The following is an 18,620-nucleotide window of genomic DNA, read 5'->3' as shown; positions in this document are numbered from 1 at the left end:
GAGGTGGTGCCGTCTTGCAGGACTGCAGGACGTTAATTGGAAAAGACAGGAGTTAACGTGAATAGAGTGTATGCATTGGTGTGGAATCAGGCCCTGGGCTGCTGGAACGTGACCCCCGAAGGCGCACGTCGCCGTCGGCGGGCAGGCAGTGGCAAAGGCCTGCTCGTGGCGGTGGCCAGTGTTCTGACAATCGGCGGGCTGCCATCAGCGTTCGCTTTGCCGAGCGGAGAGACGGTGGTATCTGGAACCGCGAATATTCTGACGTACGACAATCAGCAGCAGATGTCTATCAATCAGCACTCTGACAAGCTGATCCTCAACTGGAACGATTTTAATGTGGGCGGCGGCCAGACGCTGACCTTCAACCAGCCGAAGTCGACCTCCATCGCGTTGAATCGGGTCATAGGCGCTAACGGCAGTAATATCCAGGGCCGGATCAACGCCAACGGCCAGGTGTTCCTGATCAACCCTAACGGTGTGATGTTCAGCAACAATGCTCAGGTCAATGTCGGTGGCCTGGTGGCGTCGACCCATGACATGAAAAACGCCGATTTCATGGCTGGCAACTACAAGTTTGCAGGCACTTCGACGGGCAGGATGATCAACGATGGATCTATCACCGCGGCTGATGGCGGGAGTGTGGCCCTGATCGGCAGAGTCGTTAACAACCAAGGCACCATCAAGGCGCAAAATGGGCGCATAGCCTTGGGTGCGGGCGACGGATTCACCGTCAGCTTCGACAGCAACAACCTGTTGGACCTGAAAGTCGATGCCGCTGCGATCGATGCGCTGGTGAGCAATGGCGGGCTGCTCAAGGCCGATGGCGGGCAAGTACTGATGACCGCCAAAAGTGCTGGCGCGATGCTCAATACCGTGGTCAACAACACGGGCGCCATCGAGGCCCTGACCTTGTCGAAGAAGGCCGGAAAAATCACCCTGGACGGTGGCGACGTAGGTGTGGTGGTGGTCGGCGGCTCATTGAACGCCAGCGCCCTGACAGAGATAGGCGACGGTGGCGTGGTCGAAACCAAGGGCGCCGTCACCCAGGTGCAACTGGCCGCTCGGGTCAATACCCAGGCGGGCAATGGCAAGACCGGAACCTGGAAAATCAGCTCCTCCGAAGTCAAGGTCAATCCAGTCTCCGCTCCACGTAACAACACCGTTTATGGCGATACCCTGGCGCATAACTTGGCCACCACCAATATCGAGTTGAGCAGCCGGGGAGACGTCACGGTGGACGGCGCAGTTTCCTGGGCCAGCGGCAATCATTTGAGCATTGCGGCCGATAAGAATATCCAGATCAACAACAGTCTCAAGGGCAGCGGCGGCGCAACCCGTATCGAGCTCAATGCCGGACAAGACATCGCGCTCAACAGCACGCTGGAACTCTCCGGGACCAACAGCAGCCTCGGCCTGGATTACGGCGGCGCCTATATCCAGGGCAAGGGTGGCAAGGTCACGCTGTCCGGCAGCGGCGCGGCGTTCGACTCGCAGGGTCAGCTGTACAGTGTGATTCAGAACGCCACTCAGTTGCAGGGGATCGGTAGCAGCCTTGGTGGCCGGTATGTACTGGGCAACGACATCAAAGGCAGTGGCAGCATCAAGACCATTGGTGGCAGCGCTGAGTTCAGCGGAACGTTCGATGGCCTGGGCAACACCATCAGCGGTTTCACTGTCAGTACAGACGGTCCTTACGGCGGTCTGTTCGCCCGATCGTCCGGCAGCATCAGCAACCTCAATCTGGCGGGGATGACCATCTACGGCACGACCTCCAATGCCGGCTTCAGCTATGTCGGCGGGCTGGTGGGCATGAACCACGGGATGATCAGCAACGTCAATGCCACTAATCAGCGGGTCTACGCCAACAGCAATAATTACAACAATTTGGGTGGGCTGGTGGGCGTCAACTCCGGCGGCTCCATCGATCGTTCATCGGTGGCTGGTATTGTCAGCGGTAATGGCTTGACTCTCGCCGTCGGTGGCTTGGTGGGGGAAAACAGCAACAGTCCCAATCCGTTCGGCAGGGGCAGAATCTCCAATAGCCACACCAACGTACAGGTTCTTGGGACCATGCAGATCAGTCCCATTGGCGGTATGGGGGGGCTGGTAGGTCTCAACAAGAACGGTCTGATTACCGACTCGTCAAGTGCTGGAACGGTCGGGACCGGTTTCACCACGTACAAGAAAGACCCGAACTTCGGCGGGTTGGTGGGGTACAACCAGGGTGGCGAAATTAGGAAATCTCACTCCTCGGTCAACGTAGTGGGTTATGTCGCCAGTGTTATTGGTGGCCTGGTGGGCCTCAACGAGGGCTACATCACTGAGTCCAGCGCCTCGGGTACGGTCAGCGGCTTTGGAAGTATGGCTGCAGGTGGCCTGGTGGGCATAAACAGCTACGGCACTCTGGTCAACGTCAAGGCTTCCGGCAAGGTGGTTGATTCCTCCGGCGCCAATGTCGGCGGCCTGGTAGGCAAGAGCATTCGCGGCGCGATCCAATTCGCTGAAGCCACCGGTGCGGTTGTGGGCGGTAACAGCGCCAATATCGGTGGGCTCATCGGGCACAACATTTGGGGCACAACCTCGGAGGCTGCGGCTTGGGGCAAGGTAGATGGCGGAGCTCTAAGCAGTGTGGGTGGGCTGGTGGGTTACAACGAGGGCGACCTGTTATCGGTTGAAGCCCACGGTAAGGTCAATGCTGGTAACAGTAGCGCTGCTGGCGGTTTGGCGGGTACCAATAGCAACAAATCCTCGACCATTTTTTCTGCATCGGCCCACGGTGATGTTGCTGGCGGTAACCAGAGTTCTGTAGGCGGCCTGGTCGGGCAGAACAATGCGTGGATCAGCAACTCCTTGGCCACGGGCCAAGTGAGTGGCGGCAGTTATGCGCGCATGGGGGGCTTGGCTGGCTTGAATTTGGGCTCTGTTCGGGAGTCCGTAGCCTACGGCAAGATCAACGTCGTTCCGCGCAACTACCAGACCTACGGTGGCCTGGTTGGCGTCAACTACGGCAGCCTGGCCCATAACACCGCATTGGGCTTGGCGGCCTCGGTGCCACCGGTTGGTATCAACCAGGGTGACATTCTTGAGTGATGGCTAGCTCCCGTTAAAGCAGGGCAATTGCAGCCCCTTGGTACGCCTGGCAGGTGCTGGGCGTATCGAGTGACGGTTGCTAGCGGATGCTTTTTATCTCGTGCCTTGTTTCTCCTCTTCCCTGATGGCCGCAAGCAACTGGCCATCGCGCTGCCACCCGATGCGTTGGCGCAGAACGCGTGCCATCTCACAGAGGACAGCGCAGTTCACTTTTACTTTTGTGTACTCACTGAGCGGTGTGCAGTCGGGGCTGTGTTTTGCCTGCTGCGTGCGCCTGTACAGCTTTTTTGAAAGCCTCCGGGCCTCAGAGGGAGTGCCGCTCAGGGCGTTTTATTAATCAAAGGAGTGGTTATGAACAAGATTTATGCATGGGTGTGGAATCAGGCCCAGGGCTGCTGGAACGTGACCCACGAAGGCGCACGTCGCCGTCGGCGGGCAGGCAGTGGCAAAGGCCTGCTCGTGGCAGTGGCCAGTGCTCTGACAATCGGCGGGCTGCCCTCCGCGTTCGCCTTGCCGAGCGGAGAGACGGTGGTATCTGGAACCGCGGATATCCTGAGGTACGACGAGCAGCAGCAGATGTCTATTAATCAGCACACTGACAAGCTGATCCTCAACTGGAACGATTTCAGTGTGGAGGGCGGCCAGACGGTGACCTTCAACCAGCCGCAGTCGACCTCCATCGCGTTGAACCGGGTGATTGGCGCTAACGGCAGTAACATCCAGGGCCGGATCAATGCCAACGGCCAGGTGTTCCTGATCAACCCTAACGGTGTGGTGTTCAGCAAGAGTGCCCAAGTCAATGTCGGTGGCCTGGTGGCCTCGACCCAGGACATGAAAAACGCCGATTTCACGGCTGGCAACTACACGTTTGCAGGTACTTCGACGGGCAAGGTCGTCAACGAAGGCTCCATCACCGCGGCTGATGGCGGTAGCGTCGCCCTGATCGGCAGAACCGTTGACAACCAGGGCACCATCACCGCGCAAAATGGGCGCGTAGCCTTGGGTGCGGGGGACGGATTCACCGTCAGCTTTGACAGCAACAACCTGTTGGACCTGAAAGTCGATGCCGCTGCGATCGATGCGCTGGTGAGCAATGGTGGGCTGCTCAAGGCCGACGGCGGGCAGGTGCTGATGACGGCCAAAAGTGCTGGTGCGATGCTCAATACCGTGGTCAATAACACGGGCGCCATCGAAGCCCTGACCTTGTCGAATAGGGCCGGTAAAATCACCCTGGACGGTGGCGACGTAGGCGTGGTCAAGGTTGGCGGTTCATTGAACGCCAGCGCGGCGATAGGGATGGGCGATGGTGGCGTGATCGAGACCAAGGGCGCTATCACTCAGGTGGACCGAGACACTCGGGTCAACACCACGGCAGGTTACGGCCAGACCGGCACCTGGAAAATCAGCTCTGCCGAGGTCAAGGTTGATCCAGTCTCCACCCCTGGGAGCAGTACCATTCATGTCGATACGCTGTCGCGCAACCTGGCGACGACCGAGATCGAACTGGCCAGTAGCAAGGGCGACGTGGTGGTAAACGACGCTATCGTCTGGGACAGCGGCAAACGACTGATCCTTTCGTCGGCCAAGGACATTCACCTTGATAAAAACCTGAATGGCCAAGGGGACGGTACTCAGGTCCTGCTCGATGCCAAGGGCAGCATCAAGCTCAACAGTCATGTGCAGCTTTCCGGGATCTTCAGCAGTCTTGTGCTCAATTACGCTGGCAACTTTGTCTCGGGTACGAACGGTCGGGTGACCCTCGCGGGCAAAGGTGCCATGTTTGCCGCCAACGGTGCCGAGTACACCGTCATTCAGAACGCCGCGCAACTGCAAGCGATCGATAACAACCTGCAGGGGCGTTATGTCCTGGGGCAGGCCATCCACGGCAACGGCAACCTCCAGTCCATTGGTGATGGAAGGCAGGCGTTCAGCGGGGTCTTCGAGGGGCTGGGCAACACCATCAGCGGCTTTGCCGTCGATACTAACGGCACCTACGGTGGCCTGTTCGCCAGGTCGAGCGGCAGTATCAGTAACCTCCAGCTCGCCTCGATGCGTATCAACGGTGCAATGTATGTCCCCGGTGCTTCTGTCAGTGTTATTGGCGGTCTGGTCGGGCTTAACAGTGGCAGTATCGCCAACGTCAGTGCCAGCGACTTTACGGTGGACGCCAACAGCCACCAGAAAAATATTGTCGGCGGGCTGGTAGGGATCAATTCCGGCGGCACCATCGATCATTCGTCCATGGCGGGGTTGGTGACTGGCAACCAATTCACCGTCGCAGCGGGCGGTCTGGTAGGGGAGAACACCCATAGCCTCGTCGCTACCGGCTCCGTGACCAACAGTTGGGCCAATGTCGATGTCCGCACGCCCATAGGTGTTTTTACCATGGGAGCGGCGGGCGGTATGGGCGGGCTGGTTGGCGTCAACAAGGGCGGGAGTATTGTCGATTCATCCAGCTTTGGCAGGGTTGGCCAAGATGCCAGTCGTGACAGTTACAGCGGCCTTAGCGTTGGTGGGCTGGTGGGTGTCAACCAGGGGGGCCGTATTGAGCGCTCTCGTTCATCAGCGGCGGTAATCGGCTATGTCAACGGCATAGCAGGAGGTCTGGTCGGTTCCAATCATTCCGGCGTTATCAGGGATTCTGAGGCTCGCGGCGTGGTAGTGGGTTACGGCTCAGCAACGGTCGGGGGCTTGGTCGGTTTGAATCAGAACAGCGTGTTATTCATGGTCAAGGCCAGCGGTTCGGTTGTGGGGCAAAACGATTCGAATATCGGTGGCCTGATTGGCAAAAACATAGAGAGCGATATCCAGCAGGCCGAGGCATCAGGCGGCGTGACAGGTCGTCGGGGCGCGCGTATTGGTGGGCTCATCGGCCATAACTTCGGTGGTATTACTCAGAACGTCATGGCCAGCGGTGATGTCCTGGCTGGCGACAATAGCGTTGTCGGCGGCCTGGTTGGACAGAACGAGGGCCGGATCATCAACGCCCTGAGCAGTGGCCAGGTCCGTGGCGGTAGGTTTGCCTCTCTGGGTGGTCTGGCCGGCTTGAACCTGGGCCATATTGCTCAGTCTTCAGCCTTGGGCCGCGTTATCGTCTACGCGAACATTGGCCAGAACTACGGCAGCCTGGTCGGTATCAACCGCGGTTCTCTGACCGATAACAAGGTTTCGAGCGAGTTGGCCCAGCTGCCGCTGGCCGGCATCAACGAAGGTGTAATCAGTCACTGATGAGGAGAACCCGCTGGTAGCGGGCTTGTAACTTCGGGTACGCCGTGGCCACAACCGGCGTGCCCGAACCCACCGCTCAACGCCGCTACTGGCCACTGAGCGGGCCGGGACTAGAGCAACCCCTGCTCGGCACACACCTTCACCACCTGTTCGCGAAACCAGGTGTTGGCCCGGTCCTGGTCGGTGATCGGGCTCCATTGCATATCCAGAGTGAACCCCGGCAGGCCGCTGGGGGGCGAGCAGTGGCTGAACAGGGTATCGCTGGCCAGCAGTGCCTGGATGCGGCGCGGCAGGGTCAGGATGAAGTCGGTGCCGGTAATCAGCTTCAGTGCGGCGCCGTAGCTGTTGGCCCGGGCGACGATCTGCCGTTTTTGGGCCTGGCTCGCCAGCCAGCCGTCGACCATGTTGCTGTCCGACGTCCAGGGCGTGGGGAACACATGACGGCGCTCGACAAACGCCTGCAGGCTGAAGCGCGGGTGCTGGGGTGCGCTGGCGCGTTTGTCGAACACGCACACCAGTTCGTCCTCCAGCAGCATCTGCGACTTGAAGTCGGCGTGGGTGCGGTGGAAGTTGGGTCCGAAGCAGATCACCAGGTCCAGCTGGCCGCTGCGCAGCTCCTCGGCGGGGATGTCGGTTTCCAGCTTGTGCACATTGACCGTCACCGGCAGGTCGGCGAAATCGAACTGCTTGAGCAGGCGCGGCAGAATCAGCAGCTCGAAATATTCCGGCGCGCAGATGTTGAAGGTCACGGCCTGGCGGATCGGGTCGAAGGCCTGGGCCCCGGAATGGCAGAGGTTGATGCTTTCGAGGATCTTCAGCACATGGCTGTACATGGTGCTGGCTTTGTAGGTGGGACGCATGCCGGTGCGGGTGTTGATGAACAGTTCGTCCTCAAAGGCGTTGCGCAGTTTTTTCAGGCAATAGCTGACGGTCGACTGGCTGACGCACAGGCTTTCCGAGACCCCGGTGACGCTGCTCTGCTCGTACACGGCGATAAACACCATGAGGTCCTGCATATCGAGCTTTCTAAGCAAGTTGCTGTTGAGCATCAGATCCATCTCGTTGAGCTTGGCGCCGGGTGAACGCAAGGGCGTCTGATGCTAACGCAGCGATGGAGCTGATTAAATGCCTGCTTTGGGGCAGGCGGACAGCAGAGAGACAAAACCTTCCGTGAACACGACCTGCGCGGGGTTGCGCAAGTCGTGCACGGCCGCTTCAGCCCAGGGCGGGCGTGCTGCGGCGGCTGAGCAGGATCAGGGCGAGCATGCCCCCCGCCACCAGCAGGGCACCGAGCAGCTCGGTCGGCAAAGGTGGCTGGCCGAGCCAGACCCAGTGGAACAGGGTCAGGAACAAGGTGCTGAGGTAGATGTAGGAAATCACCGTGGCCGGGGCGATCACGCCGATGGCCCGGTGCAGCAGCCAGAAGGTGGCGAGGGTGGCGAACAGGGCCAGGTAGATCAGCCACAGCAGGTCATTGACGGTCAGGTGCCCGGCGCTGCGCCAGCCACCGCTGAACAGGCAGAAGACCAGCAGAAACAGCGCCCCGAACAGCATGTTCCAGAAGGTCATGGCCGCTGGGCTGCGGCCTTTGAGGTGGCCGGCCTTGAAGCGTTGGCTCAGGGGCGAGTACAGCGCCATGGCCAGGCAGCCAAGGCCATAAACCGTCATCGCGTACAGCGAAGGCATGGCGTTGGGCCCGCTGCCCTTGACGATCAGCAGCACGGCCCCGGCCGCTGCGATCAGTGTCGGCAGCACCCGCTGCCTGAGGCTGTTGCCCGGCAGCAGGAACCCCTCGAACAGCAGGGTCAGTAGCGGCACCAGGGTGAACAGGGTCCCGGTGTTGACCGCCGAGGTGTAGCGCAGGGCTTCGAACAGCGAGCCAAAGTACAGCGCCAGCAGCAACCCCAGCACGCCATGGTCACGCAGCCCGCCGCGGGTCATGGGTGTCGAGCCCTTGAGCAGCAGCAAGGGCAAAAACATCAACGCCGAAAACAGCAGGCGCAGACCGGTCAGCAGCACCGGGTCGATGCCCTGGCCGACCTGGGCGGCGGCGAAGAACGAGGCGGCGATCAGCACGGCCCAGAGCAGCATGCCGATATGGGCGCTGGTGAAGCTTGTGGGTTGCATGGGGGCGTCCTGTCGGTCAGTGAATGTGCCGGGCGTAATGCCGCGGGTCGAAGCGCAGCACCATCAGCAGCATCAGCGCCATGACCGCGGTCAGCGACCACCAGGCCCATTCGAAGCTCCCCAGCTGATCGCGGATCATCCCCGCCAGCAGCGGCGAGAGGCCGGCGATCAGGTAACCGATGCCCTGGACGAAAGCGGTCAGGCCCCCGGCGCGGCGCGGGTTTTCCAGGTGGTCAAGGGACACGATCAGGCTCATCGGAAACAGCCCGCCAATGCCCAGGCCCAGCAGGCAAGGCCACAACAGGCTCAGGTGTTGCGGGCTGAGGATCAGGCCGCAGAAGCCGGCGATGATCAGCAGCAACAACACGCTGAGCACCAGGCGCCGGTCCTGGCTGCGGTTGGCAATGGCCGGGGTGATCAGCCCGGACACCACTTCCATGGCCGTGAGAAAGCCCAGCAGCAGACCGGCGTTCTGTTCGCTCCAGCCCTGCTCCACGTAATAGGGCGCCAGCCAGGCCAGCACGCAGGTGTAGGACGCCGTGCCGAGGCCGAAGAAAATCGCCAGCAACCAGGCCCGGCGATTGCCGAAGAACGACTCATTGCCCGCCGCCGCTGCCGGCAACCGGGGCATGGCGGAGCGCTGGGCGTACCAGAACAGCAGGGCCAGCACCGCCAGTCCGGCCCAGATCGCCAGGCCCAGGCGCCAACTGCCGCTGCGGCTCATCACCAGTGGGCCGAATGAGGCGGCGATGGCGGCGCCGCCCATGATCGAGGTGACGTACAGGCCCATGAACAGCGAGACATTGTGGGTAAAGCGTGACTTGATCAGTGCCGGCATCAACGACTGGATCAGGGCAATGCCGACCCCGGCCAGCACCGCGCTCAGAATCAGCTCGGCGGCGGAATCGAGGAACAGCCGCGACACCGTGGCCAGGCCAATGATCAGCAGTGAAATGACCACGGTGCGCTGGTCGCCCAGGCGCTGGCTGATGCGCATGCCGAAGAACATCGCCAGGCCCATGGCCATGACCGGGAGCATGGTCAGCAGCGAAGCGGCGGTGAAACTCAACGCAATATCGCCGCGTATTGCCGACAGCAACGGGCCGACGGCCGCCATCGACGGCCGCAGATTAAGGGCCACCAGAACCACACTGAGCATCAGCCAGACGGCGGGGCGGGTTGTCGCACGAACGTTTTCCATAACCAGACCTTGAGGGAACAGGGCCTGATTAGGCGGCGCCGGTAAAAAGAGGGCAAATCAGAAAGTCGGCCGGCTTATTTAAAAACTAAATAAGACGTCGAGCCCGCTGCACGAACCCAACGTCGAAATATGAACCCGGCAGCGGTTAAAGGTATGCGCTGTGTTTCCTATTCAGGGCGCGGCCAACCATTGATTGACCACGCCGTCATAGAAACCGGTGGCCTTGCTCAGGTGCAGCCACTGGTCGACGTAGCTTTTCCAGGCCACATCGTCGCGGGGCAGGAGGAAGGCTTTCTCGCTGTATTGCAGGTAGCGATCGGGGTTGACCGCACACAGGCCCGGCTTGAGCTTTTGCTGGAAGCGCGCCTCCGAGGCGTCGGTGATCATCACGTCGGCCTTGTTCGCCAGCAGTTGCTCGAAGATCGTCACGTTGTCCGGGAATAGGGTCAGCGCAGCCTTGGGCAAATGGGCGCGGGCGAAGATCTCGTTGGTGCCGCCCGGTGGCTCGATCAGGCGCACCGAAGGCTGGTTGATCTGTTCCACCGTCTGGTAGCGCGCGACGTCGGCGCAGCGTACCAGGGGGATCTTGCCGTCGACCCCGAGGGTGTCGCTGAAGAACGCCTTTTTCTGCCGCTCCAGGGACACCGAAATACCGCCGACCGCGATGTCGCACTTGTTGGCCAGGAAGTCCGGCATCAGGGTTTTCCAACTGGTTTTCACCCACCTCACCTCCACGCCCAGACTTTTTCCCAGAGACTGGGCCATGGCGATGTCGATGCCTTCGTAGCTGCCATCGTCGCGCAGGTAGGTGTAGGGCTTGTAGTCGCCGGTGGTGCAAACGTTCAGGTGGCCGCGTTCGATGACCTGGTCCAGGTGCGAGGCGCTGGGCTCGGCCAGGAGCGGGGTGCTGAGGGTGAGCAACGAGCAGAGTAAAAGACGTGCGTGCATGCGGTCCGATCCTTGAGTGCTGCCGGGGAAGAAGAGGGCGCGGGCATTATTTGCATCAGCGCGCGGCGCGGGCAAGTCTCGATCCGCTCAGGGCCAGTGGCGGGTCAATGTTTAGCCATTTTGCAACCAAGGTTCTTCAAGTGTGGATTTAACGGCTTATGGCAGCGTGTGAGTCTGCCCGGCATCTGTTGTCTGCGGTTTTTCCTATGGACGCTTGGCCCGCTGCGATCAAACCCGAGGTTGTGCCTGGTGCGCCTGCACCCTGCCGTCAGCCCCGTCCTCGCTGCACGCCCGCCACTGCGCCAAAACTCTGTGCTCTCCCTTCCGAACTGGCCTTCTGGGCGCTGTGGCATTGCCGCCATGCGCGCCCGCCGGATGCTCGTATTGCCTGTTGATCCCTCCCACGGATAGCCGTTTGCCCGCTGCGGCGAGCGCTGTCTGCACGACGCTGCCTGCGCGCGTCCGACACGCCAATACGAGAATGACCATGCCTGCCAACACTCCTTTTGCCCCCTTGCAAGAAGCCGAGGATTTTCTTCAGCAGCACCCGGATATCGAGATGTTCGAATTGTTCATCCTCGACAACAACGGTGTCCCGCGTGGCAAGTTGCTGCACCGCGACGAACTGTTGGCGGTGTACCAGAGCGGCCGGCCGCTGCCGAGCACCATCCTGGGCCTGACCATCAACGGCGACGACGTGGAAAACTCCGGCCTGGTCTGGGACGTGGGGGATATCGATTGCCGCGCCTACCCCCTGAGCGGCAGTTTGCAGCCCATGCCCTGGCGGCAGATTCCGACCGCCGCGGTGCAGGTCAGCATGCACCCGGAGCAAGGCTTGCCGGCCACCGTGGCCGACCCGCGGCAGTTGCTGGTCAAGGTCATCGATGGCCTCAAGGCCGACGGCTATTACCCGGTGATGGCGGCCGAACTGGAGTTCTACCTGCTGGATCAGCAACGTGACAGCAACGGCCGGCCGCAACCGGCACGGGATGCCGATGGCGGCCGGCCGCGAGCGACCCAGGTCTATGGCCTGCGCGAGCTGGAGCAGATCGAGCCGTTCCTCGCCGACCTCTACAGCGCCTGCAAGCTGCAGGGCATTCCGGCGCGCACGGCGATTTCCGAGTACGCGCCGGGGCAGGTGGAGATCACCCTCGAACACCGCGCCGATGCCTTGCAGGCGATGGACGAGGCCGTGCGCTACAAGCGCCTGGTCAAGGGCGTGGCCCACAAGCACGGGATGCGCGCGTGCTTCATGGCCAAACCGTTCGCCGACCTGGCCGGCACCGGGATGCACATGCACGTGAGCATTGCCGACCGGCACGGCAACAACCTGTTCGCCAGCGAGGCGGCCGATGGCACGCCGCTGCTGCGCCACGCGGTGGGCGGCATGCTCGACACCTTGCTCGACTCGCTGCTGCTGTTTTGCCCGAACGCCAACTCCTACCGGCGTTTCCAGAGCAACAGCTATGCGCCGCTGGCCGCCACCTGGGGCGTCGACAACCGCACCGTAAGCCTGCGGGTGCCGGGCGGGCCGGCGTTCTCCCGACACATCGAGCACCGTATCTGCGGCGCCGACGCCAACCCCTATCTGGCGGCCGCCGCCATCCTGGCGGGCATTCACCGCGGCATCCGCGAGCAGAGCGACCCCGGCGCGCCGGTCGAGGGCAACGGATATGCCCAGGCCACGCATTTGCTGCCCACCGACTGGCTGACCACCTTGCGCGCCCTCGAGGCTTCGGCCTGGGCCCGGGATGCCTTTGGCAGTGAGTTCCTTGGGGTCTACCTGGCAGTGAAACGCGAGGAGTATCGGCAGTTCATGGGCGAGGTCGGCGAGCAGGACTGGCGCTGGTATTTGAACGAGGCCTGAGGGCGGACGCGGCTTTCGACCTTTTTTTCACGAACGCCTGGTTAATCTGGTACGACCCGCACCCACCAAGAGTTCGCGAGTCATGTCAGCGCAACCCCCATCGGCCATGGAACGTGAGTTCGCCCGGCGTTACGACCAGGAGCACGCGCGCGACTGCCTGCAACAGCATCCGCTGAAAACCGGGCGGCGCCTGGCGCTGTGGCGCAGTGAACAGCTGGTGCGCCAGGCCCTGAAAATGGCCGGCGAACCGGGGTTGATCCTGGACGTGGCGTGCGGCGCGGGGCGTTTCTGGCCGGTGTTGGCCGAACATGGCAACCGGGTGATCCTGGCGGCGGACAACTCCCAGGACATGCTCGACCACGCCCAGACCCATCACCCGACCAGCGTGCTCAAGCGGGTCAAGCCCTTCCAGAGTTCGGCGTTCAACATCGGCTTGTCGGCCAATGCGGTGGATTGCATCTGCTGCCTGCAGTTGTTCCAACACCTTGTCAGCGGCGAACACCGCCTGGCGCTGTTGCGCGAGTTGCACCGGGTCAGTCGCGATGCGGTGATCGTCGCGGCGCGGGTCGATAGCCGTTGCACCGCCCTGCAAAGGCTCCTCGAAAAGCCCCGCAGCCTGGTTCCGGACGGCGCGCCGCAGCTGGCCGGCAAGGTGCAGCTGGAGGCCGAGTTCCAGCAGGCCGGTTTTGAGGTGTTGAGCCACCATGACTTCATTCCCGGCTGCGCCGCGTCACGGATTTACGTGCTGCGCAAGCAGGGGTGAGCCGGTTATCTCAGACTATTCTTGGGCTCTGTAAGGCAATTTCGCACGTGCCTCGTCGAGTCAGTGCTCAGAAGTTGCCGGTGGCGATATATACTGCGCGCCATTCTTCAAGGGAGAGCCGTGTGGCCATCGATATTCACTGGATTCGCGACAACGATAGCCTCGGCCGCTTTTGCGCCGAGTGGCAGCAGCTGCCATTCGTCGCCCTCGACACCGAATTCATGCGGGTCGACACCTTCTACCCCATCGCCGGCCTGTTGCAGATTGGCGACGGCCAGCGCGCTTACCTGATCGACCCGTTGACCATCGACGACTGGCAGCCCCTCGCGGCGCTGCTGGAGAACACGGCCGTGGTCAAGGTGGTGCATGCCTGCAGCGAGGACCTCGAAGTCCTGCTGCGCCTGACTGGCAGCCTGCCGGCACCTTTGTTCGACACCCAACTGGCGGCGGCTTACCTGAACCTGGGCTTCTCCATGGGCTATTCGCGCCTGGTGCAGTCGGTCCTGGGGATTGAACTGCCCAAGGGCGAGACCCGTTCCGACTGGCTGCAACGCCCGCTGTCGGAAACTCAGATCAGCTACGCCGCGGAAGACGCGGTGCACCTGGCCGAAGTGTATGTACAACTGCAGCCCAAATTGTCGGCCGATAAATACAGCTGGGTGCTCGAAGACGGCGCCGAGCTGGTGGCCAATCTGCGCCGCGAAGTGGACCCGTACGAGGTGTACCGCGACGCCAAACTGGCCTGGAAACTGTCCCGGGCCCAACTCGCCGTGTTGCGCGAACTCTGCGCCTGGCGCGAGATCGAGGCCCGTGCCCGCGACCTGCCGCGCAACCGTATCGTACGCGAGCATTCGCTCTGGCCCCTGGCCAAGAGCCAGCCGGACAACCTCGGCGCCCTGGCGAAAATCGAAGACATGCACCCGCGTACCGTGCGTCAGGACGGTGAGTTCCTGCTGGACCTGATCAAGCGTGCCGGCAGTGTCGGGCCTGATCAATGGCCGCCGGCGGTGCCAGAGCCTTTGCCGATCGAAGCCTCGGCCCTGCTCAAGCAGATGCGCGCCCTCGGCCAGGCCGAAGGCGAACGCCTGGACATCGCGCCGGAACTGATGCTGCGCAAGAAAACCCTGGAAAGCCTGCTCAAGAGCGGCTACCCCAACGGTCCTTACCAATTGCCCGATTCGTTGCGTGGCTGGCGCCGCGAATTGATGGGCCAGGCCTTGCTCGACTGCCTGGCCGCCGCCGGAGAACAGCCTTGAAACGTATCTGCTCCATCTACCGCAGCCCGCGCAAGAACGAGATGTACCTGTATGTGCTCAAGAGCGATGCTCTGGAGCGCGTGCCGGAAAACCTGCTGCTGGCCTTTGGCAAGCCGTTTCACGCCTTCGACCTGGTGCTGAGCCCCGAGCGCAAGCTGTCGCGCGAGGATATCCACCAAGTGCTGGAGAACCTGGAGAAGCAGGGCTACCACCTGCAGATGCCGCCGGCCGAAGACGAATACATCGAGCATTTGCCCGAAGAGTTGCTGCGCCGTAATGACCCGATGTGATGGATGCCTGTAGATGCTCTGTCCAGGGCATCGAGAAATAATGGAATTGAATATCTGGCGGTGGCCGCGAGCGATGGAGCAAGACTCCGTCGGCGGTCACCCGCGCCTTTTTGATAGGTTTGAACCATGCGCGTTCTGATTGCCGAACACGATCACGCTATTTATGCCCGTTTGTTGAGCCAGGCCGTTCCCGAACTGCAAGTGCTGACCAGCGGTGACTCCGCCGAACTGGCGACCCTGGCCGCCGATTGCCCGATCTGGCTCGGCCAGCCGGACCTGCTGGCCACCCTGTTGCGCCAGGGCCATCAGCCGCAGTGGCTGCAATCGACCTGGGCCGGAATCACCCCGTTGCTCGCCGACGGCTTGCCGCGTCATTACCGCCTGACCCGGGCGGTGGGGATTTTTGGCCAGGTCATGGCCGAATACGTGCTCACTTACATGCTCGGTCACGAGCGTGAAGTGCTGGCGCGGCTGGTCAGCCAGGTTGAGCGCAAGTGGGATAACCGCATGGGCCAGAGCCTGGCCGGGCGCAAGGTGCTGATCGTCGGCACCGGCGATATCGGCCAGAGCGTGGCGCAATTCCTGGTGCCGTTTGGCGTGGAGCTGTATGGCATCGCCAGTGAAGCCCGGGAGCAGGCGCCGTTCGTTGAAGTGGCGGCGCTCAAGGACCTGGGACGCCTGGTGGGTGAGGTCGATTACGTGATCAACCTGCTGCCCAATACCCCGGAAACCCACGATCTGTATGACGCAACGCTGTTCAAGCAGTTCAAGCCCAGCGGCCTGTTCATCAACGTCGGACGCGGCGTGGCGGTGGTCGATGCGGATCTGGTGGAGGCGCTCAAGGAGGGCTATCTGGCGGGGGCGGTGATTGATGTCTGCCGTCAGGAGCCCTTGCCGCAGCGCCATCCATTCTGGACGGCCTGGGGCCTGTTGCTGACGGGCCACAGCTCGGCGCCGACTTCACCGGAGATGATGGTGCGGTTGTTCGTCGATAATCTGCGGGCCTACCAGAGTGAACAGGCGCTGCGCGGTGAAGTGGACTTCAACCGCGGTTATTGACCCGTCCCGGCAGCGGCTACCGTAGCCGCTGCCGCAGGCTGCGCTGGCCCGTTCAAACAACACGCCATTGCCTGATACTCCACGGCATGCATGCTGGCCAGCGCAGCCTCGTGCCTCGGCAGCGGCTACATGACATGGCCAGAAGGATGTTGGCGTCGATTTACAGGGTGAACTCACCCTCGGCCGCCAGCTCGCGCAATGGGCGGCGCGGGCTTGGTTCTTCGCGGGCTTGCAGGTACTCGGCGAGGGTTGCCTTGTCGCCCAGCTTGCCCACGGCCACGGCGGCGTGCAGGTCATACCCTTCGGGGATCTTCAGTTCCTTGCGGGTCAGTTCCTGGTCGAAACCGGCCATGCCGTGGGTGTGCCAGCCGCTGATGCTGGCTTGCAGCGCCAGGTGGCCCCAGGCCGAACCGGTGTCGAAGGTGTGCCACAGGGCCGGGGTTTCTTCGGTTGCGCCGGGCGCGGTGAAGGTGGTTTTCGAAATCACGATCACCAGGGCCGAGGCGTGTTGCGCCCAGCCACGGTTGAATTCATTGAGCAGGCCCAGGAAACGTTCCCAGTTCGGCGTGTCGCGACGGGCGTAGAGGAAGCGCCATGGCTGCGAGTTGTAGGCCGATGGCGCCCAGCGTGCGGCTTCGAAAAAGCTCAGCAGGGTTTCTTCGGGGATGGTTTCGCCGGTGAAGGCGCGGGGCGACCAGCGATCAGTGAACTGAGGGTGGATGGCATATTCGGCGACGCGTGGGTTGGCGCTCATAAAACGACTCCTGACGGGCTGTGATAATCGAATGTGGGGTAAACCGGCTGGCGCAGTTGAGCTGGGCGATGAGGTTTTCCTGACCCTTTGCCATTCACCGGGTGCGACGCGTCGAGCGTTAATGGCACGCGGACATGGGCCGTTACGACCCGCAAAGCTACTGCGCGGCGTATCGCCTGACAAGTCTTGATCTACCGACAGTCGCCAGCGCTTGGCCCCAGGGCCCGCGGGCACTAGACTGGCGGCCTTTTCACTGCCTGATATTGATGCTTGAGCCATGGCCGCCAAAGTAGAACCCTTCTGGATACGCAAGACCCTCGACCAACTCGATCAGGAGGAGTGGGAGTCGTTGTGCGACGGCTGTGGCCTGTGCTGCCTGCAAAAGCTTGAGGACGAGGACGACAACAGCGTCTATTACACGCGTATCGCCTGCAAACTGCTGGACCTGAAAACCTGCCAGTGCACCGATTACCCCAACCGCCGCGACTCGGTGCCGGACTGCATCCAGCTCACCCCGGGCAAGGCCGACGAGTTCAAATGGTTGCCGCCGACTTGCGGTTATCGTCTGGTCAGCGAAGCCAAGGACCTGCCGCTTTGGCACCATCTGGTCTGCGGCGATCGCGATGCCGTGCACCATGAGCGTATTTCCCAGTCCGGGCGCATGCTCGCCGAAGGCAGTGTCGCCGAAGACGATTGGGAAGATCATCTGATTTTTCGCGCCGGCTGATGCCCGGCGTCCAGGCTGCGATCTGCGGCCTGCATGAGCCACGAAGGAGTGTGTATGGCTGTTGGGGCAAGGCTGTCGCTGGCCGCGCTGGCGTTGGTGTTGAGCGCGCCGGTATGGGCGGCGAAGAAAGTTGATCTGGATTACCACGTGCGTTTCCTGCCGCAGAGCGATCAGGCCGAAGTGCGCCTGACCCTGGCCGATGGGGCGGCGGTGCGCAGCCTGGATTTCGACCTGGGCCGCAGCGGTGATTACAGCGACTTCCAGGCCGACGGCCAATGGCAGGGCACGGCGCCCCAGGCCGGGGCCGAGCAACGCGGGGTCTGGCGCCCGGCCAGCGGCAAGGCCAGCCTGAGTTATCGGGTACGCATCAGCCACAGCCCGAAAAAGGGCAGTTTCGACAGCCGCATGACTGCCAAGTGGGCGCTGTTACGGGGTGAAAGCCTGGTGCCGGCGGCCAAGCTCGATCAGCAGGACGGCATCGAGCTGGTTTCGCGGCTGGAGTTTGAATTGCCCAGCGGCTGGAAAAGCGTCGAAACCGCCTGGCCACGCATCGGCAAGAACCGTTTTCGCATCGACAACCCCTCACGCCTGTTCGATCGCCCCAGCGGCTGGATGCTGGCTGGCAACCTTGGCAGCCGCCGCACACGCCTGGGGGAAACCGAGGTCACGGTCACCTCGCCCCTGAGCCAGGGCATGCGCCGCATGGATGTCCTGACCCTGCTGACCTTTGTCTGGCCCCAGGTGCAGGCGCTGTTTCCACGGCATCCGGACAAACTGCTGATTGTCGGCGCCGCCGACCCCATGTGGCGCGGCAGCCTGGCCGGGCGCGACTCGATCTACCTGCACAGCCATCTGCCGCTGATCAGCGAAAATGGCAACAGCCCGCTATTGCGTGAGTTGGTGCAGGTGATTGCGCGGATCAACGACAGCGAGCGCAGCGATTGGATCAGCGAAGGCCTGGCCGAGTACTACTCGATCGAACTGCTGCGCCGCGCCGGCGGCATCAGCGATGAGCGTTACCAGACGCTGGAGCGTGGATTGGTCAAGCGCAGCCACGCCGTCAGCAGTTTGCGAGGGGAACAGGTGAATGAGGCGACGGTGGCCAAGGCGGTGTTGCTGCTGCAGGAACTGGACCGCGAGATCCGCCTCAAGACCCGCAACAAGCGCTCCCTGGATGATGTGCTGGGCGCGTTGATGCGCCTGGAAAGCGTCAGCACCAAGGAGTTTGTGCAGATCAGTGAAAGCGTGCTGGGAGAGTCGTCGACGGTGCTGGATACCGACCTGTTGCACTGACCCCGCCAAGCCTGAGC

At 62.1% G+C, this 18,620-nt stretch carries 14 protein-coding genes; 9 read left to right on the top strand and 5 right to left on the bottom strand.

Going from position 1 to position 18,620, the window contains the following annotated elements; genetic code table 11:
- Positions 1–57 precede the first annotated feature (57 nt).
- Both ACOZJV_RS13270 and ACOZJV_RS13265 read left to right on the top strand, forming a co-directional pair.
- Positions 58–3,090, top strand: a complete 3,033-nt coding sequence (locus tag ACOZJV_RS13270; protein ID WP_421548319.1) for a GLUG motif-containing protein — start codon at positions 58–60, stop codon at positions 3,088–3,090.
- 351 nt (positions 3,091–3,441) lie between these two features.
- Positions 3,442–6,318: a filamentous hemagglutinin N-terminal domain-containing protein gene (locus ACOZJV_RS13265; protein WP_421547801.1), complete on the top strand. Its 2,877-nt coding sequence runs from the start codon at positions 3,442–3,444 to the stop codon at positions 6,316–6,318.
- A gap of 110 nt (positions 6,319–6,428) precedes the next feature.
- Here the strand turns inward: ACOZJV_RS13265 and ACOZJV_RS13260 are convergent, their stop codons facing one another.
- The 4 genes from ACOZJV_RS13260 to ACOZJV_RS13245 form a co-directional block, all read right to left on the bottom strand.
- A complete protein-coding gene (locus ACOZJV_RS13260; protein ID WP_078473254.1) occupies positions 6,429–7,367 on the bottom strand; it encodes a LysR family transcriptional regulator in 939 nt (312 codons plus the stop codon).
- A gap of 166 nt (positions 7,368–7,533) precedes the next feature.
- The gene (locus ACOZJV_RS13255) at positions 7,534–8,445 is read right to left on the bottom strand and encodes a DMT family transporter (RefSeq protein ID WP_421547800.1); all 912 of its coding nucleotides are present in this window, start codon (positions 8,443–8,445) and stop codon (positions 7,534–7,536) included.
- 16 nt (positions 8,446–8,461) lie between these two features.
- Entirely contained in the window at positions 8,462–9,646 is a 1,185-nt protein-coding gene (locus ACOZJV_RS13250) for a cyanate transporter (protein WP_078473209.1), read from the bottom strand.
- A 171-nt stretch (positions 9,647–9,817) separates the two neighbouring features.
- On the bottom strand, positions 9,818–10,594 hold the full coding sequence (locus ACOZJV_RS13245; RefSeq protein ID WP_421547799.1) for a transporter substrate-binding domain-containing protein: 777 nt from the start codon (positions 10,592–10,594) through the stop codon (positions 9,818–9,820).
- A gap of 487 nt (positions 10,595–11,081) precedes the next feature.
- On the opposite strand from ACOZJV_RS13245, the gene ACOZJV_RS13240 reads away from it, so the two are divergent.
- The 5 genes from ACOZJV_RS13240 (at position 11,082) to ACOZJV_RS13220 (ending at position 15,829) form a co-directional block, all read left to right on the top strand.
- Positions 11,082–12,461, top strand: coding sequence for a glutamine synthetase family protein (locus tag ACOZJV_RS13240; protein WP_421547798.1), 1,380 nt, complete (start codon positions 11,082–11,084; stop codon positions 12,459–12,461).
- An 82-nt stretch (positions 12,462–12,543) separates the two neighbouring features.
- Positions 12,544–13,224, top strand: coding sequence for a class I SAM-dependent methyltransferase (locus ACOZJV_RS13235; RefSeq protein WP_421547797.1), 681 nt, complete (start codon positions 12,544–12,546; stop codon positions 13,222–13,224).
- A 122-nt stretch (positions 13,225–13,346) separates the two neighbouring features.
- Positions 13,347–14,480: a ribonuclease D gene (gene rnd / locus ACOZJV_RS13230; protein ID WP_078473214.1), complete on the top strand. Its 1,134-nt coding sequence runs from the start codon at positions 13,347–13,349 to the stop codon at positions 14,478–14,480.
- Positions 14,477–14,770, top strand: coding sequence for a YcgL domain-containing protein (locus tag ACOZJV_RS13225; RefSeq protein ID WP_078473215.1), 294 nt, complete (start codon positions 14,477–14,479; stop codon positions 14,768–14,770). The genes rnd and ACOZJV_RS13225 overlap by 4 nt, the downstream gene beginning before the upstream one ends.
- Positions 14,771–14,896: 126 nt before the next feature.
- The gene (locus ACOZJV_RS13220; protein ID WP_421547796.1) at positions 14,897–15,829 is read left to right on the top strand and encodes a D-2-hydroxyacid dehydrogenase; all 933 of its coding nucleotides are present in this window, start codon (positions 14,897–14,899) and stop codon (positions 15,827–15,829) included.
- Positions 15,830–15,989: 160 nt separating this feature from the next.
- On the opposite strand, the gene ACOZJV_RS13215 is transcribed toward ACOZJV_RS13220, so the two are convergent.
- Positions 15,990–16,583, bottom strand: coding sequence for a nitroreductase family protein (locus tag ACOZJV_RS13215; protein WP_020300506.1), 594 nt, complete (start codon positions 16,581–16,583; stop codon positions 15,990–15,992).
- 277 nt (positions 16,584–16,860) lie between these two features.
- Here ACOZJV_RS13215 and ACOZJV_RS13210 point away from each other — a divergent pair, with 277 nt between their 5' ends.
- Together ACOZJV_RS13210 and ACOZJV_RS13205 are read left to right on the top strand one after the other, a co-directional pair.
- Positions 16,861–17,310, top strand: coding sequence for a YcgN family cysteine cluster protein (locus ACOZJV_RS13210; protein ID WP_020300507.1), 450 nt, complete (start codon positions 16,861–16,863; stop codon positions 17,308–17,310).
- A 54-nt stretch (positions 17,311–17,364) separates the two neighbouring features.
- Positions 17,365–18,603 (top strand): hypothetical protein, encoded by a 1,239-nt coding sequence (locus tag ACOZJV_RS13205; protein WP_421547795.1) that lies wholly within the window; start codon positions 17,365–17,367, stop codon positions 18,601–18,603.
- The last annotated feature ends 17 nt before the right edge of the window (positions 18,604–18,620 follow it).

Origin of the sequence: Pseudomonas sp. QD4 (assembly GCF_049199125.1) — a bacterium.
Classification (GTDB): domain Bacteria; phylum Pseudomonadota; class Gammaproteobacteria; order Pseudomonadales; family Pseudomonadaceae; genus Aquipseudomonas.
The sequence above is the reverse complement of the archived record's forward strand: the minus strand, read 5'-3'. Positions and strand labels throughout refer to the sequence as shown.